23 protein-coding genes and 10 tRNA genes are annotated in these 21,334 nt (G+C 37.7%); 5 read left to right on the top strand and 28 right to left on the bottom strand.

The genetic code is table 11. From position 1 onward, the window contains the following. Positions 1-2: 2 nt before the first annotated feature. Both LAU42_RS08445 and ytkD read right to left on the bottom strand, forming a co-directional pair. Positions 3-767: an alpha/beta hydrolase family protein gene (locus LAU42_RS08445; protein ID WP_224183171.1), complete on the bottom strand. Its 765-nt coding sequence runs from the start codon at positions 765-767 to the stop codon at positions 3-5. After that, entirely contained in the window at positions 757-1,224 is a 468-nt protein-coding gene (ytkD, locus tag LAU42_RS08450) for an RNA deprotection pyrophosphohydrolase (protein WP_224183172.1), read from the bottom strand. The genes LAU42_RS08445 and ytkD overlap by 11 nt, the downstream gene beginning before the upstream one ends. Positions 1,225-1,261: 37 nt before the next feature. Here ytkD and LAU42_RS08455 point away from each other — a divergent pair, with 37 nt between their 5' ends. Continuing rightward, complete coding sequence (locus LAU42_RS08455; RefSeq protein ID WP_224183173.1) at positions 1,262-2,020, top strand: hypothetical protein; 759 nt, start codon at positions 1,262-1,264, stop codon at positions 2,018-2,020. Between the two features lie 9 nt (positions 2,021-2,029). Then, a complete protein-coding gene (gene yidD / locus LAU42_RS08460; protein ID WP_224183174.1) occupies positions 2,030-2,257 on the top strand; it encodes a membrane protein insertion efficiency factor YidD in 228 nt (75 codons plus the stop codon). Between the two features lie 38 nt (positions 2,258-2,295). Here yidD and LAU42_RS08465 read toward each other — a convergent pair whose 3' ends face one another. The 6 genes from LAU42_RS08465 to LAU42_RS08490 form a co-directional block, all read right to left on the bottom strand. Then, complete coding sequence (locus LAU42_RS08465) at positions 2,296-3,255, bottom strand: enolase C-terminal domain-like protein (protein ID WP_224184785.1); 960 nt, start codon at positions 3,253-3,255, stop codon at positions 2,296-2,298. Continuing rightward, entirely contained in the window at positions 3,236-4,624 is a 1,389-nt protein-coding gene (gene menE, locus LAU42_RS08470) for an o-succinylbenzoate--CoA ligase (RefSeq protein ID WP_224183175.1), read from the bottom strand. The genes LAU42_RS08465 and menE overlap by 20 nt, the downstream gene beginning before the upstream one ends. Positions 4,625-4,794: 170 nt before the next feature. Continuing rightward, the gene (gene menB / locus LAU42_RS08475) at positions 4,795-5,616 is read right to left on the bottom strand and encodes a 1,4-dihydroxy-2-naphthoyl-CoA synthase (RefSeq protein WP_181451708.1); all 822 of its coding nucleotides are present in this window, start codon (positions 5,614-5,616) and stop codon (positions 4,795-4,797) included. Continuing rightward, complete coding sequence (gene menH, locus LAU42_RS08480) at positions 5,606-6,394, bottom strand: 2-succinyl-6-hydroxy-2,4-cyclohexadiene-1-carboxylate synthase (RefSeq protein WP_224183176.1); 789 nt, start codon at positions 6,392-6,394, stop codon at positions 5,606-5,608. Before menH ends, menB begins: the two co-directional genes overlap by 11 nt. Then, positions 6,381-8,033, bottom strand: coding sequence for a 2-succinyl-5-enolpyruvyl-6-hydroxy-3-cyclohexene-1-carboxylic-acid synthase (gene menD / locus LAU42_RS08485; protein WP_224183177.1), 1,653 nt, complete (start codon positions 8,031-8,033; stop codon positions 6,381-6,383). Before menD ends, menH begins: the two co-directional genes overlap by 14 nt. Next, a complete protein-coding gene (locus LAU42_RS08490; RefSeq protein ID WP_224183178.1) occupies positions 8,026-9,300 on the bottom strand; it encodes an isochorismate synthase in 1,275 nt (424 codons plus the stop codon). The genes menD and LAU42_RS08490 overlap by 8 nt, the downstream gene beginning before the upstream one ends. 143 nt (positions 9,301-9,443) lie before the next feature. Between LAU42_RS08490 and LAU42_RS08495 the strand changes: the two genes are divergently transcribed. Then, entirely contained in the window at positions 9,444-10,364 is a 921-nt protein-coding gene (locus LAU42_RS08495; RefSeq protein ID WP_224183179.1) for a 1,4-dihydroxy-2-naphthoate polyprenyltransferase, read from the top strand. Positions 10,365-10,399: 35 nt separating this feature from the next. Here LAU42_RS08495 and LAU42_RS08500 read toward each other — a convergent pair whose 3' ends face one another. The 14 genes from LAU42_RS08500 to LAU42_RS08565 all read right to left on the bottom strand — a co-directional run bounded on the left by LAU42_RS08500 (position 10,400) and on the right by LAU42_RS08565 (position 13,705). Next, complete coding sequence (locus tag LAU42_RS08500; RefSeq protein ID WP_224183180.1) at positions 10,400-10,663, bottom strand: hypothetical protein; 264 nt, start codon at positions 10,661-10,663, stop codon at positions 10,400-10,402. Positions 10,664-10,673: 10 nt separating this feature from the next. Then, a complete protein-coding gene (locus LAU42_RS08505; protein WP_224183181.1) occupies positions 10,674-11,138 on the bottom strand; it encodes a PH domain-containing protein in 465 nt (154 codons plus the stop codon). 70 nt (positions 11,139-11,208) lie between these two features. Beyond that, complete coding sequence (locus LAU42_RS08510) at positions 11,209-11,838, bottom strand: YczE/YyaS/YitT family protein (RefSeq protein WP_224183182.1); 630 nt, start codon at positions 11,836-11,838, stop codon at positions 11,209-11,211. Between the two features lie 140 nt (positions 11,839-11,978). After that, a tRNA-Ser gene (locus tag LAU42_RS08515) sits at positions 11,979-12,068 on the bottom strand. A 64-nt stretch (positions 12,069-12,132) separates the two neighbouring features. Continuing rightward, a tRNA-Glu gene (locus LAU42_RS08520) sits at positions 12,133-12,204 on the bottom strand. A 4-nt stretch (positions 12,205-12,208) separates the two neighbouring features. After that, positions 12,209-12,283 (bottom strand) — tRNA-Asn (locus LAU42_RS08525). A 5-nt stretch (positions 12,284-12,288) separates the two neighbouring features. Beyond that, positions 12,289-12,362, bottom strand: a tRNA-Gly gene (locus tag LAU42_RS08530). A gap of 8 nt (positions 12,363-12,370) precedes the next feature. Further along, positions 12,371-12,446 (bottom strand) — tRNA-His (locus tag LAU42_RS08535). 16 nt (positions 12,447-12,462) lie between these two features. After that, positions 12,463-12,535 (bottom strand) — tRNA-Phe (locus LAU42_RS08540). Positions 12,536-12,540: 5 nt separating this feature from the next. Beyond that, positions 12,541-12,616 (bottom strand) — tRNA-Asp (locus LAU42_RS08545). A gap of 9 nt (positions 12,617-12,625) precedes the next feature. Continuing rightward, positions 12,626-12,699, bottom strand: a tRNA-Met gene (locus LAU42_RS08550). 211 nt (positions 12,700-12,910) lie between these two features. Further along, a tRNA-Ser gene (locus tag LAU42_RS08555) sits at positions 12,911-12,998 on the bottom strand. 1 nt (position 12,999) lies between these two features. Continuing rightward, positions 13,000-13,074 (bottom strand) — tRNA-Asn (locus LAU42_RS08560). An 88-nt stretch (positions 13,075-13,162) separates the two neighbouring features. Next, positions 13,163-13,705, bottom strand: coding sequence for a competence protein ComK (locus tag LAU42_RS08565; RefSeq protein ID WP_224183183.1), 543 nt, complete (start codon positions 13,703-13,705; stop codon positions 13,163-13,165). 328 nt (positions 13,706-14,033) lie between these two features. Here LAU42_RS08565 and LAU42_RS08570 point away from each other — a divergent pair, with 328 nt between their 5' ends. Continuing rightward, on the top strand, positions 14,034-14,240 hold the full coding sequence (locus LAU42_RS08570; RefSeq protein WP_224183184.1) for an IDEAL domain-containing protein: 207 nt from the start codon (positions 14,034-14,036) through the stop codon (positions 14,238-14,240). A 71-nt stretch (positions 14,241-14,311) separates the two neighbouring features. Here the strand turns inward: LAU42_RS08570 and LAU42_RS08575 are convergent, their stop codons facing one another. Genes LAU42_RS08575 through hemE form a run of 4 tightly spaced genes read right to left on the bottom strand, consistent with a single transcriptional unit; the run spans position 14,312 to position 18,680 of the window. After that, positions 14,312-15,301, bottom strand: coding sequence for a lipoate--protein ligase (locus tag LAU42_RS08575; RefSeq protein WP_224183185.1), 990 nt, complete (start codon positions 15,299-15,301; stop codon positions 14,312-14,314). A gap of 12 nt (positions 15,302-15,313) precedes the next feature. After that, the gene (gene hemY / locus LAU42_RS08580; RefSeq protein ID WP_224184786.1) at positions 15,314-16,687 is read right to left on the bottom strand and encodes a protoporphyrinogen oxidase; all 1,374 of its coding nucleotides are present in this window, start codon (positions 16,685-16,687) and stop codon (positions 15,314-15,316) included. Between the two features lie 14 nt (positions 16,688-16,701). After that, positions 16,702-17,625, bottom strand: coding sequence for a ferrochelatase (gene hemH, locus LAU42_RS08585; RefSeq protein WP_224183186.1), 924 nt, complete (start codon positions 17,623-17,625; stop codon positions 16,702-16,704). Between the two features lie 5 nt (positions 17,626-17,630). After that, on the bottom strand, positions 17,631-18,680 hold the full coding sequence (gene hemE / locus LAU42_RS08590) for a uroporphyrinogen decarboxylase (RefSeq protein WP_224183187.1): 1,050 nt from the start codon (positions 18,678-18,680) through the stop codon (positions 17,631-17,633). A 134-nt stretch (positions 18,681-18,814) separates the two neighbouring features. On the opposite strand from hemE, the gene LAU42_RS08595 reads away from it, so the two are divergent. Continuing rightward, positions 18,815-19,312, top strand: a complete 498-nt coding sequence (locus LAU42_RS08595; protein WP_224183188.1) for a hypothetical protein — start codon at positions 18,815-18,817, stop codon at positions 19,310-19,312. Positions 19,313-19,354: 42 nt separating this feature from the next. On the opposite strand, the gene LAU42_RS08600 is transcribed toward LAU42_RS08595, so the two are convergent. Next, complete coding sequence (locus LAU42_RS08600; RefSeq protein ID WP_224183189.1) at positions 19,355-20,566, bottom strand: ABC transporter permease; 1,212 nt, start codon at positions 20,564-20,566, stop codon at positions 19,355-19,357. After that, positions 20,559-21,293, bottom strand: coding sequence for an ABC transporter ATP-binding protein (locus tag LAU42_RS08605; RefSeq protein WP_224183190.1), 735 nt, complete (start codon positions 21,291-21,293; stop codon positions 20,559-20,561). The genes LAU42_RS08600 and LAU42_RS08605 overlap by 8 nt, the downstream gene beginning before the upstream one ends. Positions 21,294-21,334: the final 41 nt, after the last annotated feature.

Raw genomic sequence — 21,334 nt, forward strand, 5'->3', positions numbered from 1 at the left:
AATTATATAGCGCTCTCATTTCTATTCTCCACCGCTTCCATCCATAGTTCAATGCGCTGCAATACATATCGCTCATTATCCGGGCGCATAACATGATGTTCACCATCAATGAATACAACTTCATGTTTAATTCCAAGTAACTTCAATTTATCAATCAGCATATATGCATGCTGCACGTTCACCTGTTTATCCTCTGTTCCATGAATCACCATAACAGGCGGACTATCTTTCGTAATTAACTCGACACCTTCTCGTCGGTCATATTCTGATTTTTTACTTATCGGTCCTACGATTCGTTTTAGCATACTGCGTAAATCCTGTCGTTCATCGTACATATAATATATACTCGACACGCCTCCCCATGTAATAAAGGATGTAACACGAGCTTCCTGATATGTCACGAGTCCTTGTATACCTCCACGTGAAAATCCTATAAAGTGTATCGGTACATCATATTTAGCGCGTAATATTCGTACAAGTGCATGTACATCTTCTCTATCGGCACCACCAAACTCATCTTGTCCGTTCTGATGCGTCCCTCTATAATATGGTGCTGCAACGAGTGTATCTTTATATGCAAATTGCATCAACCTCGTAGGTCTTACTGTCCCAACTGCCCCTTTTCCACCTCTTAAGTATATAATGATACGTTTCACATGTTTCGGTTCATAGATCATTGCTTTCACGATATATTCATCTGATTGATAGTCAAACGTCTCAAATGGTATTCCGTCAAATTGTGCGTTAATCTTTGTTCTATTGAACATCGTATTCCCCATCTTTCTGTAATACGTCTACGATATAGTTTATACAATCATCTTTTAGTATAAAGCTCTTATCATTATGTGCGACTTCATCGAGAGATGCGACAATTACTGGTCCGTTCGTCTCCATATAATCGTCCTGATATTCTATATGTTTAATCTGTGCGTAATACACGTCTTTTTTAAATGGTGTATTCGCATAAACTGTATATGTCCCGATATAGCGCATAGTATCTATAATCCCGCCTGTTTCTTCAAACAGTTCACGTTTCGCCGCTTCAATGGATGTTTCATTTTTTTCAACTTTCCCACCTGGAAACTCTACGCCACGAAATTTATTATGTGTGAGTAAGTATTTCCCGTTATAATTTGTTATGATAAGTACATGTTTATTATCGCTGTCTGGTCGTTCACCTAAAGTCAGTACGACTTTATTACCTGCATGATCATGAAATTCCATAGTTGTCTCCAATCTATTAATAATACGAGGTTATACAATGAAGAAATTTTCTTTAATTATATTTATTTTAGCATTAATTTTAGCAAGTTGTTCAACGAATGAAGAAGAAAAGGAACTGACAAATGATGAACTGTTATCAAAGCTTCAAAAACGCGTTAAAAAAACGGAGAGTTTAACGCTCCATAGCGACAATGAAACGATTACGACGTATGATAAATTCACGACGAAGTTCACGCAATCTACAAATTCTGAATATGATACAATTAATAAAAGTGCACTTAAAATTGAAGCTGAGTCAAATCATACGAAATACAATGTGAAATCTGTTATCTTTAATTTAGATAATGGTGACGTTACAACATATCCGAAAGCGAAGTATTTAAATTACCGTGCACGTAATGCAGATGTTGATTACTTCTCAAGTGTACAGTCACAAATTGTGAATTTGACTCATTTAATACAGGATGTTGTAAAGCCGACGATTGATGATGTAAAGCAAGAGGAACAATCGATATCTTATAAAGGAAAATCTAAAGCGTTACTCGCGTTATATCAATATGGATTTCATCAGTCAAGCATGAATCAAATTGAAATGTTTAATGATATTACCGATCTGACTGTTGAAAGCGGCAGTTATAATATAAGCTATAACGCACAATTTGAACCAACGTCCCTTAATTTTAAGCTGAAGGTTAAAGGTAAAATTAAGAATAAACCGGTGCAGATGATTATGAATCAAACGACGGATTATTCGAAGTTTAATCGCACGAATGTTCAAATGTACAAAGAAGAATAGAGGAATGTTATGAAACAATTATTATTAGCAATAATTAAGTTTTATCGTAAATTTATCTCGCCGATGACACCACCGGCATGTCGCTTTCACCCAACGTGTTCCCAATATGGATTAGAAGCAATTGAAACACATGGCGCGATTAAAGGCGGCTACTTAACAGTGAAACGCATACTAAAATGCCACCCATTTCATCCAGGTGGCTTTGATCCGGTACCACCGAAGAAAGATGTGAAATAATATGATAAAACGCTCGCTACGTTATTGTAGTGAGCGTTTTATAATGATTTCAGCCTTTCTTTCTGTACGACAGGCGGTGTCATCGTTAAGCAGCCGTCGTTTACGGTTTCCTGATATGTTGTAAAGTCTTGTTCAAAGTATGTACCGCGATTAGTAACGTCCGGCACTGTTCTAAACTGTTCTCCGAGCATTGCTGTCATATATTTACTGAGGCCAAATTCATACATACCGCCTGACACGTATGTCATTTGTTTTGGTAATGACTGAACTTTCGTAATACCGCCGATACGACTGTATTTAATGACCGCTGTTGACACACCGATATTACGAAATGTTTGTATTGTTTCATAATCTATTGCACTTTCATCGATAGCAAGTGGTATGTTTGGGTAACGTTTCAGTAATGCATCGTACAGTTTAATGTGCTGAAATGGTTGTTCGATATATAATATGTCGTATTGTGATAAAGTATTCAGTAATTCGAAGTGATCTTCCTGTAACAGTCCGTTCGCATCGATTACGATTGGTATATTGCTGGACTTACGTATCGTTTCTACTTGTTCAATAATGTTACGGTGCATCTTTAGTTTAATGCGCTTTGCGTCTTGACTGAATGAAAGAACACCTTGATGTAATGTCTCACCGATTGGTACGGTGACATTCTTTAATGTATTGAAATATTGATAGGCAATGATATCAAATGCACTACTTGCGTTCGGGGCATCTGTTTTTAAATAATGCTGTAATGCTTTAATTGATGGTATATCAATATGCTTTAAGTTATTAAAGATTACTTTACAGTTTTCAATCGACGTTGCAATCGTCTCGTAATGATACCATGGTGTCTCAAAGCTGTTCACTTCAGCAAAGTATTCCACACCGTCAATAACAACACCTACGACAAGCACTTTTCGTTTATCCATTTGTACGAGATTTGTCTTAATCGGTACTTTAAACGGTGCTTCATATGTATATAGATTAAGTTCTGTACATTTCATCAAACCATTCCTTCACTTTATGACGTGATACTTTACCGTTTGATGTGCGTATGAGTGCATCTGTTCTGACAAATTGTTTCGGATGCTTATATTTCGCAAGACGGTCATATAGAACATTTATAATCGCCTTATCCAGATCTTCATCCGCTTCATATACACAAACCGGTACTTGTCCCCACTGTGCATCACTTTTTGGTATAACAGCTACTGCATGAGCTTCTGTATTGTTTAATATGACTTGTTCAATTTCACTCGGATATATATTCTCTCCACCTGATATAATCAAATCTTTTCTGCGGTCTAATATATATAAGTAGTCGTCCTGTATATAACCGATATCACCTGTCATAAAGAATCCATCGCGAAATGCATCTTCGTTTGCGCTTTCTGGATATAAATAACCGTGCATTACATGCTCACCACGTACGCCTATTTCACCGATACCGTTCACACAGTCAAACAGTTTAAAGTTATGATTAACGCGTCCGACACTATTACGGGCTATAAGAATATCATCTGGCGTTGCTGTGAGCATTTGAGAGCATGTTTCGGTCATTCCAAACGACGTGTAAATTGGGATGTTACGTTTAAGGGATTGTGTTAATATACGTTCGTCCAGTTTCGCACCACCTATAAGAATTCCTTGTAGATGGTATGACTCAAGGCCGTGACGTAATAATCGTTCAAGTGTCTGAGGGACGAGTGATAGATGTGTTATATTATATGTTTTTAAGTCATTTATAATGCGTGATGCATTAAATCCATCGTGCAGCACGACAGTACATTGATTCATTACAGCGCGCAGTAATATGCTGAGGCCACTAATATGAAAGAGCGGCAATGTATCAAGCCATACGGACTCACTCGTATACGTAAACGTCTCTTTACAAATTCTAGCACTTGCCTCGTGGTTACCGTAAGTTTGTGGCACTGCTTTTTGTACTCCTGTCGTACCAGATGTGAACATGATGGATAATATATCATCCTTATTATTCTGTACTGGTGTATAAGATGTATGTGCACGTAGCGCATCGTTTACAAAATCATGCGTATTTATAGCGTCTATATTCATTTCTTTAGTCGTAAACAAAGCATCGACCTTTACTGACGCCATCTGACGCATAACTTCAGCGGCAGTCAGATGCTTATTGATCATTACAACCTCAGTCCCGGCAAGCATCGCCCCATGAATCATATACACATCATCTAATGTGTTCTCAGCCATTAATGCAATACGATCATAACGATGTAACGCATATGCAACTTTTAATGCATGTTGATAGAGTGTTAAATATGTAATTGACTTGTCGTTATAAATAATCGCTGTCTTATCCGGTGCTACTAACGCACATTCCTTCAGCCACTCCATGACTATCATCCTTTTGTATATAGATTAAAATATAAACTTGTAATCCGATAAATGGTGGAACTAATGTTGCCCCGTGCGGCAAAACCCGGATAACGCAGAAAACAAATAGCATTTTCTTAGCATTATCCGGGTTTTACTTTTAGTCAGAACTCATTCGTTCCAACCGCTCTTTATGGGAATTTCGGGAATTGATCAAAGTTCGGTTCGCGTTTCTCTTTGAATGCGTCACGACCTTCTTTCGCTTCATCACTTGTGTAGTAAAGTAACGTCGCATCTCCTGCGAACTGCTGTAACCCAGCTAATCCATCAGTATCAGCATTCATCGCTGCTTTTAAGAAACGTAATGCAGTTGGAGAGTGCTGTAGGATTTCTTTACACCATTTCACAGTTTCATCTTCAACTTCAGCTAATGGTACGACTGTATTCACAAGTCCCATATCCAGTGCTTCCTGTGCATCGTACTGACGGCATAAGTACCAGATTTCACGTGCTTTCTTATGTCCGATAATACGTGCTAAGTAACCTGAACCGTACCCTGCATCAAATGATCCTACTTTTGGACCTGTTTGACCGAAACGTGCATTATCTGCAGCAATCGTTAAGTCACATACAACGTGTAATACGTGTCCGCCACCAATTGCATAACCACGTACCATCGCAATAACTGGTTTAGGAATTACACGGATTAAACGTTGAAGATCTAAAACGTTCAGACGTGGAATATTGTCATCACCTACGTAACCACCATGGCCACGTACTTTCTGGTCTCCACCAGAACAGAATGCCATATCGCCTTCACCTGTTAAGATGATAACACCGATTCTTTGATCGTCACGTGCGCGTGAAAATGCATCGATCATTTCCATTACTGTGTTCGGCGTAAATGCGTTACGTACGTGTGGACGGTTAATTGTAATCTTACCGATTCCTTCGAAATATTCGTATTTAATTTCGTTATATTCTTTAATTGTTTCCCAAACTCTAGTCATGATTTTCCTCCTTGATAAACGATACTATTATTGTATCAAAAATTTGTGAATTCTCCACATGAATTGTATGCCCTACTTCAATTATTATATGTTCACTGTTCGCAATCATTGTATGCATGCGCTTTGCGATATCGCAAAACTTCTTATCGAGACTCCCGGTCAGTAGGAGTACTGGCTGTTTCAACTGGGATAAGTGTGGCCATAAATTTGGCTGCATACCTGTTCCGTAGTCTATTAATGCTTTTGCTACATATAATGGTTCGTGATTAAGTCGTGTATTGTGCTGTCTTAATGCAGCCGCTTCACATAATGGTCTGAATGTCTGAAAAAGCGGCAAACCTTCCCATCGTTTAATGAATGCATCATAGTCTATAATCATTGATGCTGCTTGTTTTAAATCATGTGCGATGCGTGCGTTTTTGTCATTGTCAGTTTCAAGTCCTGGTGTTGATGACTCTAAAATTAGTTTATGAATGTGTGACGGATAGTGAATTGCTGTATAGAGTGCAATACGTCCACCCATTGAATAGCCATATAAATAGACGTTGTTATACTTAAACTGCTGTATCGTATCAATCAATGCCTGACTTATATATTCAAAGTCCCACGTTGTGCTTAAATCATGCGTCTCTCCATGTCCCGGACATTCAATCAGCAGTATGTCAACTTGCTGACTTAAGTTTGAGATATATGGTGTAAATGTATCGACATTGCCGAGAAAGCCATGCAGCATGACGAGTACTTCGTCGTTGTCATGTGATATATGTTTATAATTCAACATTCAGTTTATCCTTTAGCGTACGTATTAACTGCTGATGCGCTAATAAGTTTTCATCTCGGTCTGTTATCACTTCTATAATATTCGCCCCACTGTCCGGTAATTTGAAGTCATCAAATACATTAAACTTATAATAATTAAAGTCATATAACTGCGCTGCATATTTAAAGTTTAAGTTCAGCGGTGTACCGAATAATCTTTCGAAGTACGTGTCGTTTTCTTTTTGTGGTAAGTAGCTGAATATACCGCCGCCATTGTTATTGAACACAACGATATTAATATCGAGGCTTTCTAACTTCTTCATGATGAGCCCATTTAAATCATGATAGAACGAAATATCACCGATAATAAGCGTCACTTTCTTATGAACGGCCATTCCCATCGCTGTACTTACAACGCCATCTATACCATTTGCACCACGATTGCAGAACGGTTTACCGCTAAATTGCGTAAAGAATGTATCACAGTCGCGTATCGGCATGCTGTTCCCTAAAAATATTACCGCATCGTCTTCAATTTGTTTGAAGATTTCATAAATCGCTCGACCTTCATCTGTAACAGTTTGCGTATGCTGATGAATCTGGTTGATGATTAAATCATTCATCGTCTGCCAGTATTTGAGCCATTCTTTATTGTCAGCTGGTTTCTCATCTGCTAACTGTCTGAAGAAATCATTCGCCGTCATCTCAATATATAAATCCGGTACTTTCGGGAATGTATCCGGCGTCGCACGGGACTGTACAAGCACTTGTGGTATATCGGTCTGTGCTAACCACGTATTAATTGGTTTAGACACAACTGCATGACCGACACGAATGACGTATCCAGCATGAATGTGCTCCAATGCTTTAAATGCGCTATCCCCTGTCGTAATGACATTCGGGTGTTTACTGTCACGCAACTGACTCAATGGATCTGCAATGATCGGAATGTTATGTATCGTTGAGAAGACGAGTAACTGCGTTAAATCTTCCTGCTGAGAATCACCTGCAATAATTAGCCCTCTGTTCAAGTTTAATACCGGACGCATAATATCTAAATTGAATGATTTTTGATACATGACGTTTGGAACTGGTGTATAACTTAATAAGTCTGTTCTCGTAACGTCCGGCATTAATGGTTCGCGAAACGGGATATTAAAGTGAACAGGGCCACGCATCGGCCCATTAAAATGTGTATGCGCCTGCTGCATTACGTGTTCAATAAATGTAATCGTACCATCACTACCATCTGCAATCGGGAAATCACGTTCATACATCACGAAATTCTGGAACATGTTCACTTGATTAATTGCCTGTGGTGCCCCTACGTTGCGTAATTCATGCGGTCTATCACTCGTTAATACGACGAGTGGCAGGTGACTGATATATGCTTCTGTGACAGCAGGCACGTAATTACTTGCAGCTGTCCCGGACGTACATAAAATCGCAACCGGTTTATTCGTCGCTTTAATTAAGCCAAGCGCAAAAAATGCAGCACTACGTTCATCCGGATGAATGTATGTTGTAATACGTTCATGTAACTCACAAGCAATCGCAAGTGGCGTTGAACGTGAGCCAGGTGATATTACAACTTCTTCAATTCCATAATCACGCAGGCGCTTCACAAGATGGAACACTTGCGTCGTTAGTGCATCATTCATTATGTGTCACTCCTAACATTTGTAACATCGGTTTAAACTTTACTTCCGTTTCATATACTTCACTTTCAACTTCACTATCTTCAACGATACCGCAACCGGCAAACAATACCGCTTCGTTACGTTCAATTACCATCGAACGTATTGCAACGATAAATTCGCCATTACCGTCTGCATCAACATAACCGATCGGCGCACCATATAACCCACGACGCTCTCCTGCCTGCATAATATATTCTGTTGCCTGCACTTTCGGATAGCCGCCTAATGCTGGTGTTGGATGCATCGCGTGTGTTACACGTAACGTACTTCCAGTCTTTAATTTTGCTTTTATCGGTGTATATAAATGATACAGAAATTGATTTTCCAGTATTTGAGGATGATCTTTCATCGTAATATCACATACGTACGGAATCAAATCGTCCTTTATACTATCGACGACGATTTTGTGCTCAATTAAGTTCTTCTCATCTGCCAAAAGTTTTGCTTTCGCATCGTCTACAGATTTCGACATCGTACCTGCAATCGCATTTGTATATAAATATGCACCATTGACCATAACGAGCTGTTCAGGTGTTTTAGATATAAACGTCTTACTGCCTGATTCCATAACGACTAAATAACTTGCTTCATGATTGAGCCTTGCTCTATCAATTAGAGCTTCTACTTGAATCTCTGCATCCATCTCAATACGACGTTTACGTGAAAGCACAACTTTATTGAATGCACCGGATTTCATTTGTGCAATTGCATGTGCGGCATTATGTCGGAATAAATCAAGATTGATATCTTCACACTTTACGGTTTGCGCTCTGCTTATCACACTTTCACCTTTTATATGCATTAACGCATCAATCACACGCGCTTTATCGATCGAGGCATCCGTAAAGATAATCCATGATGCACTTTCTTCTATTATAATTTGTATTTTCGGAATGATGAAATGGCTCTTATGGAATGTACTGAAATCTACACTATCATCCTCATCGAAATAAAAACCACCGAACAATTTCAAGTGCAGTTTATCATCACCAAACACTTCACTGTTATGCACGAATGACTGATACACCTTTTCAACACCATCCGGATCAATCGTATCTCGTTTAATCAGCGATTGAATGCCAATCCCGATAATTTTCAATGATTTATCTTTATTAATATATAAGTAACGTTCCCCTTTATAATCGGCGAAATAATTAAAGATATCCACTTCATTTGTGCATCCTTCATAAGGATACTGATATATCGCCCTTACTAAATCTTCTGGCACAAAAAACACTTCTTTCTCCTACGAAATAATATCATTACTATTTTACCATTATTCTATAGACTTATGACAATTTATATACTTATTGACGGAATAGCGTTTTATGCATAAAATTTAATCATCACATAATAAATGAGGTATGAAAAATGTCGGAACACTTACAGACTCATGCAGGGTTTAAAAAGTACTATCACCTAATGCGTCCACATACACTAACAGCAAGTTTTGTACCGGTACTTGTCGGTACAGCATGTGCGAGATACTTTACTGAAATTCGCATGGATTTACTAATTTTAATGCTTATCGCGTGTTTACTTATTCAAGCTGCGACGAATATGTTCAATGAATATTTCGATTATAAACGTGGCCTTGATGATCATACATCTGTCGGCATCGGTGGTGCAATTGTACGTAGCGGTATGTCTCCGAAATCTGTTTATAACTTAGCAATTGCATTTTACGTTATCGCTGCGATAATCGGTATATATATTTGTGCAAATTCATCATGGCTTATACTGCTTGTTGGTTTAGTATGTATGGCAGTTGGTTACTTCTATACTGGTGGACCTATTCCAATTTCATGGACACCGTTCGGAGAAATATTCGCAGGTTTCTTCATGGGTTATGTCATCATTATGATTACGTTCTACATTCAGACAGGTCACTTACATGCTTATCCTGCAATTGCGAGTATCCCGATTTCCATCAACATCGGAATGATTAATATGGCAAACAATATTCGTGACCGCGTGAAAGATAAAGAAAGCGGCAGAAAAACTTTCGTTATTCTAGTCGGAAAAACAATTGCAATTTATACGATGGCTGCACTTTATTTATTAAGTTTCTTAGCCGTTTTCTATTTAGTATTTACGAAGCCATATGGCTCACTGTTTATGCTATTAATATTACTCAGCTTCAACTTACCAATTAAAGCAGTACGTCGCTTCCTGCATGGTAATACGCCAATCGAACTTATGCCAGCTATGAAAGTGACTGGACAATTCAATACCGTATTCGGTTTACTCTTTGCAATCGGTTTATACCTTGCAGGTTTAACAGCAATATAAAGAAGGTGTGCTCAATTGAGCACACCTTCTATTTATTATGCATGTTTAAAAAATTCATTTAAACGATTTACAACTTCCTGTGCATCTTCAGCAGTAACAGCTTCTTTTAAACCAGCCTGGTTTAAATCGATTGTATACTGCTCTTTAATATAATGAACAATGATGTTGCTGCCGCTTACTTCATATGAAGATGGTTCAATTTCGTGCGTTTCTGCTTCGCCATGTGTTTCTCTGTACTCATGACCAAATTGGCCAAGCTTTAATTCTGCATATGATACAAGTTTATCAATATTTGCCATAATTATCCCCCTAATGCGTTTCAGATATTTTAATTCTAATAAATTGTGTCATCTGTGGCAAGTCATCGTTATTAATCAGGCGAATTGTATATGACTTATCACTTAAATATTCACGCTGCACTTTAAGAAATAAATTACCCATACCATCTTCCTGCTTTTCGAAATCCACATCTTCAACATTATGATACGGAATAACATCATACAGCTTACGCTTAGATTTCGGTTTACTATGAATCAGTACAATGCGATCATGCATTAATATGACTAGTCCTGATTGATTTAAGTTAATCTGGCTATAAGAAGCAAAGTAAATCAATTCTTTATTTTTAATATCATTACAGATGACTTTTAATAACTTAATAAAGAAGCGGCGTTCTGACTTTTTAATTCTTTTAAATATTTTAGAAAAACGCTTATATCTTACAGGATAATTTAATTCTGTTAACACTTTTCTCGTTGAAACTTTGTCTCTCATAACATCACCTTGACCGTTCTATAGTATTTAAATTTATTATAGCGATAATCATGTAATACGCAATAGCGCACTACATTTTATGCGTAGCAGGCTTCACCCATATTTCTATCAGACGTTTCGTTACAGGCATAAACCTTTGAATCATCGGTCCAAGCATAAATGTGATAAATAGCGTACCTAAAGAAACAGGACCACCTAAAAGCCATCCGGCAAACATAACGATTACTTCCATTAACGTCCTTGCTGTACTTAAACTTAGGCCTGTTTTATCAATAATCAGAAGCATAAACGTATCTCTCGGACCAGCACCGAGCTGCGGTGTAATATATAATGCAATACCGAACGCTAATATTACAACACCTGCAACATAAACGATTAACTGAAACCAAAAACCGTGAACTTCCGGTAATATATAATTAAAAATATCAATAAACATACCAAACAAAAACATGTTCATATAAACACCCATCTTCGGTAATGTTTTCGTCACAGCAACCGTAAATAATATTATTGAAATGCCGACGATAATACTCCACAGGCCAATCGATAAGCCAAACTGTTTCCATAAACCATAATGAAAAACATCCCAGCCACCTAAACCAAATTGCTTTCCTCTAATCGTTAATGCAACACCAAACCCCATAACTAAAAGACCGATTACAAAAAACATCCATCGCATTTTATATTGTCCAATATACATATCATTATCCCTCTCAAAATAACGTGATATCGTACTTATATCGTGCATCGTTACCATTAATATAATATTACACAAAAACATACAAACCGAACAGTGCCGTTCAACACAGTTCGGTTTGAATGATAAAACAAAAATATTAGCGGATCGTGAGGGATTCGAACCCTCGAAACGCAATTATACGTTTACACACTTTCCAGGCGTGCTCCTTCAGCCAACTCGGACAACGATCCATGTACATGAAAATAAATCAAATCAAAATAAAAAATCAGAAGCGATATTTCACTTCTGATTGTATGACCCCTACGGGATTCGAACCCGTGTTACCGCCGTGAAAGGGCGGTGTCTTAACCGCTTGACCAAGGGGCCTGAATGGCTCCACAGGTAGGACTCGAACCTACGACCGATCGGTTAACAGCCGATAGCTCTACCACTGAGCTACTGTGGATAAAATGGAGCGGGTGATCGGAATCGAACCGACAACATCAGCTTGGAAGGCTGAGGTTTTACCACTAAACTACACCCGCTTAATCAATGGGGCGACTGATGGGAATCGAACCCACGAATGTCGGAACCACAATCCGATGCGTTAACCACTTCGCCACAATCGCCTTACATAATAAAAGATGGCTCAGGACGGAATCGAACCGCCGACACAAGGATTTTCAATCCTTTGCTCTACCGACTGAGCTACTGAGCCATACATGGCGGTCCCGACGGGAATCGAACCCGCGATCTCCTGCGTGACAGGCAGGCATGTTAACCGCTACACCACGGGACCACTTAATAATTGCGGGAGGCGGATTTGAACCACCGACCTTCGGGTTATGAGCCCGACGAGCTACCAGACTGCTCCATCCCGCGATAATAATAAATTGTGTCTCAAAATCAAGTACTTATATAATATATCATTTTAATTTTATGAATGCAATATTAAAAAAGTGTAAATAACCTCTTAATATGGATTAATATAATAAAATATAATAACATCATCATTTCATCCAATTATGACATTTTTGTTTTCTCAATTAAAAATAAAAAAATAAGAACAAGGCGATTGCCTTGTTCTTCATAACGGAGATGGAGAGATTTGAACTCTCGCGCCGGTTACCCGACCTACACCCTTAGCAGGGGCGCCTCTTCAGCCACTTGAGTACATCTCCATGGCTCCACAGGTAGGACTCGAACCTACGACCGATCGGTTAACAGCCGATAGCTCTACCACTGAGCTACTGTGGATCAATTAGTGAACAAATACTATTATATCAATTCAGCATGAATGGTCAATACTTTTAGCAAATATTTTTATGCTACTTTTACACTATCCTTATAATAATGAATACAGCGAGAGTATTTCAACAAGTTTCGGGTTAACTTTCCCGTCTATTTCCCCTTTCGTAATACGTTCCTGCTTCTTTAATTTATTGCGCAATGAATATTCCAGCTTAATTGTATTGATAAATTGTGAGTTAAATACATATTTACTTATTGGTAATGATATTTCCGTTCTATCGTCAAAATATACGATTGTATCGAAGTAATCTCCATCTTTGTATCCATCTACATATTGCAGGTTAATCCAGCTTTGCTCTTTAGAGCGATCGCTATGTGTCGGGAAAAAATAAGCATCACTTTCTGGGTTCACCGCTACTGGTGGTTTAGTCGTTATATTGGCAATGAGTTTCGTTGCGAGTTTTCTGTTTTCATATGATGAATGATAAAACAGACATGACGCTTCTATTATTTGTATCGGTTTCTCTTCTACTATAAATGGTGTTTCATTAAATTCACCGACTACGGACCAATGTTTTTTCTTCTCAAAGTGACATTTTATATACATCGTTTTATCTGTAATGATATATTTCGCCATATTTGTCTCCTTTTTTAACGAATGTTAACTTAATTATAGGTGATTCCAATTAACATTTGTTAAATCGAGATAAGATTTTAAAAAATTTACATTATTTTAGCGTTCTTATTTTTTATTCAATATTTTTTAATTATTTGTTGTTTTTGTTGTTGTTTTTAGCTTTTTATATTTTTATTGTTTATCAGTATGCGTTTTAGGTTATAGTATCATATAATAATTTTAATTTTCAGAATTATATTGCAATTTGATTTGTTATGTTTTATACTCTTTATTAATCATTTGTTATTCATTTTATATTTTTTATTTTAAAATTTAGGGGGTCGTTCATATGAACAATTATCAGGCACAGTTAAATGGTTTAGAAACGTTCGTATCAAACTTAAACAATCTGTATATTGAACTCATCATTGACGACGCAATTAAAGCTCAGAAAAAACGTGATTTAACTGCTTTAATTGACGATGCTTTATTACAAAATGATGCACAGGCGTTTTATCAGTATACGAATGAACTTAAGCAGCTGGAGGAATTATAAGTGTTTACTTACATAATAAAATGAGCGTACATTCACGGTAATCCATGAATATACGCTCATTTTTGTTTTATTTATATTGCGATTAAGCTTAAAAATTCTTCTTTCGTCACCCTACCGAAATAATGTGCGAAATCAATTTTCGCGAATGTATCTGCTATTGATTGCTTCTGATGTGGTAAACCTTTTAACATCTCTTCGATATGTGCTATTTCACCGACACCGAAGAAATCTCCGTAAATTTTAACGTCCTGCATGATGCCGTGTCGTACATCTATCTTAAGTTCGAGCATACCTCCAGGAAACTTCTGTTTTACTTCATAGTTATACTTCGGATTCTTACCATAATTCCAGTCAAAATTGCGATATTTCTCGTTGCTTAACGCTTCGATGTTCTTCCAGTCTTCATCTGTTAATTCATATGTTTCAACGTTGTCTCCTTTGAATATTGAACGGAGTAACGTTTTCTTAAACGTTTCCATATCCATCGGCGCATCAAGAAACTCCTGAATATTGGCAACACGTGAACGAATAGATTTAATGCCTTTCGTTATCAATTTCTTCTCGTTAACACTTAAACTCTTCACAACTTCTTCTATATCGCTGTTTAACATAAGAGTACCGTGGCTGAACATTCTGTCACCAGACTGGAACATTGCGTTTCCGGAAATTTTGCGTTCACCTACTTGTAAGTCGTTACGGCCACTCATTTCTGCCTCAACACCTAATGCGTTTAATGCTTCTACTATTGGCATCGTAAACTTCTTAAAGTTATGGAAACTATCTTCATCTGCCTTCGTTACAAAGCTGAAGTTTAAATTCCCAAGATCATGATATACCGCTCCGCCACCTGATATACGGCGGACGACATGTATATGATTATCATCTACATAAGACTGATTGATTTCAGCAAATGTGTTCTGATTTTTTCCGATAATAATTGATGGTTCATTTACATAGAATAGAAAGTACGAGTCATCTTTCGGTAACTGTTTGAGTACATACTCTTCCATTGCAAGGTTAAGCGTCGGATCTGTGATGTTGTTATTATGAATAAACTTCATATGGACCTCCTGTTAACGATGCGCAATTTTCAGTGCTGCTTTTTGTGCCTGAGCGATACAGTCTGGTAATCCAACTGCTTCAAATGATGCACCTGTAATGACAAGGTTCGGATAATGTGTTGCAATATAATGCTGAATTGCATGTATTTTGTCGATATGTCCTACTTCGTATTGCGGCATACTGTTCGGTAATTTCGTAACGATTGAAAATTCCGGCTCTCCTGAAATATCCATCATTTTATCCAGATCTTTGCGCGCAAGTTTTACAATTGTTTCATCATCATTTTCATTCACTACATTATCTCCAGGTCTGCCAACATAAGCTCTCAGCAATGTTTTACCTTTCGGTGCTGCATGTTGCCACTTCTTATCCGTCCACGTACATGCTGTTATAACTGTATCTGAATTACGCGCGATGACAAACCCTGTTCCATTCGCTTTATTGTTCACCTGGCTTTCATCAAAAGCCATTACAACTGTCGCGACACTTGTTGTTTTCATCGTCTGGAAGTAATCCAGCGGTCCATCATTAAACCAATCTTTAAATACTGTATGCGGCACTGTAACAATTACGCTATCGTAATGATGTGTTTCTCCATTAATTGTAATCTCATAACCAGAATTTGTCTTCTTTATTGCCTGCACTTTGTTGTTATATTTAATTTGTACGCCACGTTCCGTTACAACTTCAGCGAGTCGCTCAATAAAACTTTCAAGTCCATTCTTAAATTGTCTGAACTGTCCAGTTTTTGGCCCTTTACTGTTAATTTTCTTACGATTTGCACGCATCCCTTTAATTAAGCTGCCATGCTTTTCTTCCGTCACTTTAAAGTCCGGGAATGTTGATTTTAAGCTTAATTTATCGATATCTGCACCGTAGATTCCTGACATTAATGGTTCTATTAAGTTTTCAAGTGTTTCATTACCGAGACGGCGTCTGAAAAATGCGCCAACAGATACGTCCGGGTTCATCGGTTTCGGTTTAATTACATAATCCATCGCCGCGCGTAACTTCCCGATTGGTGAAATTAAACGGGTCGTAATAAACGGGCGAACTTCTGTCGGGATTCCTAATATTGCGCCACCTGGAATCGGATATAATTTATTTTTTGCATAAATGTAAGACTGCCCTGTATTGTTAATGACGAGGTCATCTTTCATGCCGATTTCTGTAGCAAGTTCTGTCATAATTTTCTTGCGTCCTAAATATGATTCAGGACCAAGTTCTATCGTATAACCATCTTTGCGATACGTCTTGATTTTACCACCTGGTGTGTCACTCGCTTCTATAATGTCGATAGCATAGTCCTGACTTTCCTGGTTTAAATAATATGCTGCTGATAATCCTGTTATACCAGCACCAATAATTGCACATCGCTTCATAATATCACAGCTCTCTTCTATGAATTAATTACAGATAATATTTCATCTACCATCGCACCGATAAATAGCGGATGTGTTTCCGGCATATTCGGTCTATAGTAGTTAACATGTAAATCGTCACACACAACTTTACATTCGTAATCGTTATCATACAGCACTTCCAGATGCTCACATACAAACCCAACTGGTGCATAAATAAAGTGCTGATAGTTTTGTTGCGCATGAAGTGTTCTCGTTAAGTCCTGTACATCTGGTCCAAGCCATGGATCCGGTGTATTCCCTTCAGACTGCCATCCTGTCGCAACGTGTTTAACATTCGTACGCGACTCAATAAGCTTAGCAGTTTCTTCTAGTTGCTCAGGGTAAGGATCTCCCATCGCTTTAATCTTCTCAGGCAAACTATGTGCGCTTACGATTAAAACTGTGTCATCGATTGCTTCTGCCGGGATATTGCTTACTGTTTTATTAATTTCTTCTGTCCAGAATTCAATAAATTTATCCTGTTTATAGAAGTCATTCACATGTTTCATCTTAATACCGTGCGACTCAGCAATTTCTGCTGCACGTTTATTGTAGCTTCCGACCGAGAAGTTTGAATAGTGTGGTGCTAAAACGATCGTTACCGCTTCTGTAACACCGTCTTTTGCCATCTGTTCAACTGCATCTTCGATAAATGGTGCAATATGCTTTAAGCCGATATATAGTTTATAATCTTCCCCCGTCGCACGATTTAATGCATTCACTAATGCTTCTGCCTGACGTTCTGTCGTTCCGGCAAGCGGAGATATGCCTCCAATTGCTTTATAACGATCCTTTAAATCTTGTAACGCTTCATCGCTCGGCTTTCTGCCATGGCGAATATGCGTATAATATGGTTCTATATCCGCTTCTGTATATGGCGTACCATACGCCATTACGAGTAATCCTTTTTTCATGTTCATTCCCCTTATGATTGATTTGCTTTATATGCGCTTGAGTAGTCATGTACAAATGCGCTTACACGTCTTAACGTATCCGGTTGTACTGCTGGGAATACACCGTGCCCTAAGTTAAAGATGTAACTATCTGTTTGTAATCCTTGATCTAATATGCGTTTTAAATGTGATTCAATTACTGGCCAAGGTGCCATTAATATTGCTGGATCTAAGTTACCTTGAAGTGTCTTCGTAATGCCTAGATTACGTGCCTCTTCAATTTGAAGTCTCCAGTCAAGACCAAGTACATCTACCGGTAATGCATTCCATTCTTCTATTAAGTGACTTGCCCCGACACCGAATGTTGTTACCGGTACACCTTTAGCTTTAATTTCACGGAATATACGTTCCATATGCGGTGCGATAAACTGGCGGTAATCCGCTTTGTTCAATGCGCCTACCCACGAATCAAATACTTGAATCATTTTACAACCTGCATCAATTTGCGCGTGCGTATATGTAATACACATATCTGCTAACTTCTCCATTAATAAATGCCACGCTTCAGGTGCTTCGTACATCATCGCTTTCGTCTTGTTATAGTTTTTAGAAGGTCCACCTTCAATCATATAACTCGCTAAAGTAAACGGTGCACCTGTAAAGCCGATTAATGGTACATTTAACTGTTCTGTCGTTAACAGTTTAATCGTATCTAAAATGTAAGGTACATCTTGTTCCGGATGAATTTCACCTAATTTTTCTACATCTGCTTTAGAACGGATAGGATTGTCGATAACCGGACCGATACCTGATTTAATTTCTACATCTACACCTATTGCACCGAGCGGGCTCATAATATCTTTGTATAAGATTGCCGCATCTGTATTATATTGATCTACAGGTAACTTCGTAACATACGCACAAAGTTCCGGATCATGCGTAATTTCAAATAAACTATGTGTTTCTTTTATCTTTCTGTATTCTGGCTGGCTGCGACCTGCCTGACGCATAAACCATACTGGTGTATGATCTGCCTTTTCTCCTCTTGCAGCCTTTAAAATCGTATCATTAAATTGATTCAAAGCAAATTTCCCCCTATTATTAATATATAAGTCGATTTTATCATACAAACACAGTAGTTAAACGTTTTATGAACAATGTCATAAAACTGACATATATACATCAATTTCGGGTATTAATAATAAAAGGAGTGATAATGATGAAAACATATATAACATATGGTACAGAATTCTTTCTTAAACAGATCGTAAAAAAACATAAACATCGTAATATCTTACCATTTGCAGGTGAAGATAATACGTATTTATATGAAGAAACGAATGAAGATACGCTGTTTAGTGCACCACAGTCGTTTGAAGTGCTTATGCAGGATAATACATTACTTGAATTACCGACGTTAATGATTTACTTTGTCGTCAGTGAATCAAGACAGGATGTATTCGATACGAACGTTTTACCACTGCACTCATTAAAACAGTATGAAGGGTATCATGCATTCAGATTGTTAAAACCTTTACGCGGTGAGACGTACGTATACACTATACAGTTTGATACGAAAGCGCATCTGAACGACTTCAAAAAGAGCAGCTTCTATCGTAACTATTTAAGTGAAGAAGCATTAAAGCAATATCAGGCTCAGGACTTTATTAATAACATTTATTACACGAAACATTTAGCACCGCTCGAACCATAAATAGAAGCACCCTTATCTTTTTTTGATATGGGTGCTTTGTTATTAATCTCTTAATAGTTTCATACGTTTTTCAATCTTTTTCGTGACGTTGTTTGTCGTCCATAGTAAAATCACATACATCAATAACACATAGTAAAATTGTGCTGGGTATATAACGATGTAACTCAGTGCAAAAATCGTTGTCGTTACTATACATAGTTTCAGCATAAACTGCTTAAATCCTTTTAATACGAGCTGCTCTGGCGTTGGCCAAACTTTCGGCCATAAGCTGAATGCCTGCATCTTATAAAACTGTGAGACTTGCATGACTATGGCATAACAGAAAAACATACCGATAATCATCGCAACGATCGGTTCGTGAATAAGCCACATCATTAAACATCCGATTATAACGAGCCGTATTATTATCCACATGTTATCGCTGCTTCTTACAAAGTTTCTAATAAACAGAAATTCAAACATATGTTTTTGTGTGTAAGTTGATTTTCTCGGTAGTAATACATCCATATATCTTCTGCGTTTTGCCTTATCTTTCATTCCTTTTACATCAGTAAACATATTGATTATCTTATTCTGGCTTTGATAACGTTCATGCTCATAATCGATAAACCCTACAAAGTCCAACAATCGCATTTCCGCATTCTTTTTCAGTAAATATATATATCCGGAAGATAATAACAAGATTGTTACTGTAATAGAAGGTATCCCTTCCAGCGCACAATATATACTTGAGAGTGACATCAGGAAGATAAGCAAACTGATGTATATACGTTCAATTGATAGTTTCATCATATAATAGCGCATTATAAGCCCGCTATATATCATCCATATACCGATCACTACAGCACATATTAATCCGATGACAGATGCAGTGCATTCCATATAAAGAGGCGTTAAAATTATACTTATTATAATAAAAAGTATTATACGCGTTGTACCACTTTTAATAATTGCATATTTAAAATACGTATTCATATTGCGTTCAAAGTTTAACAGAAAGATACTGTCTGCACTTCTCATATAAGTTCTGAGCGGCGTCACTGTAAACAATGCAAGGATGACACCGATAATTAAGTTGTAGTTAATATTATCCGGCAAGTGCTTTAACAACTGTGAATACTGCATCATTAATGCACCGAATGCAATCGTTAAAAAGATAACAAAATGACCATTAAAGATGTATTTGCTGTAATGCGCAATTTCTTTGTCGTTTATCGCCTTTCTTCTTAAAAATAACTGACGTGCCTTATTCATGACAGTCACCTGTTACGTGTATATAAATCTCATCGAGCGATGCGTGTTCCATACCGAACTGCTGCTGTAAGTCTGCAAGTGTGCCTTGTGCAATAAGCTTTCCATGATGCATGAGCAGGAAGCGGTCACAATACTTCTCAGCTGTCGTTAATATATGTGTACTCATCAGTACAGTACGCCCTGCATTACGCGCTTCCACCATTAGATCTAGCATCGACTGAATGCCAAGCGGATCCAGACCTAAGAATGGCTCATCAATAATATGAAGCGCGGGCTTTACAATAAATGCACAAATAATCATCACTTTCTGTTTCATCCCTTTAGAAAAGTATGACGGAAATGCTTTTAATTTATCTTCAAGCCTGAAAACTTTAAGTAATGGTAATGCACGTTCCATTGCACTATCGAGTGGGATATTGTATGCCATCGCCGTCATATCAATATGTTCCTGTAACGTTAATTCTTCATATAATACAGGTGATTCCGGAATATATGAAAGTTTATTACGATATTCATAAGGTTGCGTACTCAGTGAAACACCATCGATAGAAAGTTCACCTGAAATCGGGCGTAACAATCCAAGCATATGTTTAATTGTCGTACTTTTACCCGCACCATTTAATCCGATGAGTCCAGTAATGACACCTTTTGGCAATTCAAAGTCAATATTATGTATTACAGGTTGATTACCATATCCACCTGTTAAATTCGTCACTTTCACTGTCATGGTCATTCTCCATTCAAACGTTTTTCATCATTGTATCAAAT

Source organism: Macrococcus armenti, from assembly GCF_020097135.1.
Lineage (GTDB): Bacteria > Bacillota > Bacilli > Staphylococcales > Staphylococcaceae > Macrococcoides > Macrococcoides armenti.

What these genes read in the sequence shown, in the direction of transcription:
- LAU42_RS08445 (WP_224183171.1), bottom strand. Translation starts at nt 767, where the DNA reads ATGTTCAATAGAACAAAGATTAACGCACAATTTGACGGAATACCATTT.
- ytkD (WP_224183172.1), bottom strand. Translation starts at nt 1,224, where the DNA reads ATGGAATTTCATGATCATGCAGGTAATAAAGTCGTACTGACTTTAGGT.
- LAU42_RS08455 (WP_224183173.1), top strand. Translation starts at nt 1,262, where the DNA reads ATGAAGAAATTTTCTTTAATTATATTTATTTTAGCATTAATTTTAGCA.
- yidD (WP_224183174.1), top strand. Translation starts at nt 2,030, where the DNA reads ATGAAACAATTATTATTAGCAATAATTAAGTTTTATCGTAAATTTATC.
- LAU42_RS08465 (WP_224184785.1), bottom strand. Translation starts at nt 3,255, where the DNA reads ATGAAATGTACAGAACTTAATCTATATACATATGAAGCACCGTTTAAA.
- menE (WP_224183175.1), bottom strand. Translation starts at nt 4,624, where the DNA reads ATGGAGTGGCTGAAGGAATGTGCGTTAGTAGCACCGGATAAGACAGCG.
- menH (WP_224183176.1), bottom strand. Translation starts at nt 6,394, where the DNA reads ATGTTGAATTATAAACATATATCACATGACAACGACGAAGTACTCGTC.
- menD (WP_224183177.1), bottom strand. Translation starts at nt 8,033, where the DNA reads ATGAATGATGCACTAACGACGCAAGTGTTCCATCTTGTGAAGCGCCTG.
- LAU42_RS08495 (WP_224183179.1), top strand. Translation starts at nt 9,444, where the DNA reads ATGTCGGAACACTTACAGACTCATGCAGGGTTTAAAAAGTACTATCAC.
- LAU42_RS08500 (WP_224183180.1), bottom strand. Translation starts at nt 10,663, where the DNA reads ATGGCAAATATTGATAAACTTGTATCATATGCAGAATTAAAGCTTGGC.
- LAU42_RS08505 (WP_224183181.1), bottom strand. Translation starts at nt 11,138, where the DNA reads ATGAGAGACAAAGTTTCAACGAGAAAAGTGTTAACAGAATTAAATTAT.
- LAU42_RS08510 (WP_224183182.1), bottom strand. Translation starts at nt 11,838, where the DNA reads ATGTATATTGGACAATATAAAATGCGATGGATGTTTTTTGTAATCGGT.
- LAU42_RS08565 (WP_224183183.1), bottom strand. Translation starts at nt 13,705, where the DNA reads ATGGCGAAATATATCATTACAGATAAAACGATGTATATAAAATGTCAC.
- LAU42_RS08570 (WP_224183184.1), top strand. Translation starts at nt 14,034, where the DNA reads ATGAACAATTATCAGGCACAGTTAAATGGTTTAGAAACGTTCGTATCA.
- LAU42_RS08575 (WP_224183185.1), bottom strand. Translation starts at nt 15,301, where the DNA reads ATGAAGTTTATTCATAATAACAACATCACAGATCCGACGCTTAACCTT.
- hemH (WP_224183186.1), bottom strand. Translation starts at nt 17,625, where the DNA reads ATGAACATGAAAAAAGGATTACTCGTAATGGCGTATGGTACGCCATAT.
- LAU42_RS08595 (WP_224183188.1), top strand. Translation starts at nt 18,815, where the DNA reads ATGATGAAAACATATATAACATATGGTACAGAATTCTTTCTTAAACAG.
- LAU42_RS08600 (WP_224183189.1), bottom strand. Translation starts at nt 20,566, where the DNA reads ATGAATAAGGCACGTCAGTTATTTTTAAGAAGAAAGGCGATAAACGAC.
- LAU42_RS08605 (WP_224183190.1), bottom strand. Translation starts at nt 21,293, where the DNA reads ATGACAGTGAAAGTGACGAATTTAACAGGTGGATATGGTAATCAACCT.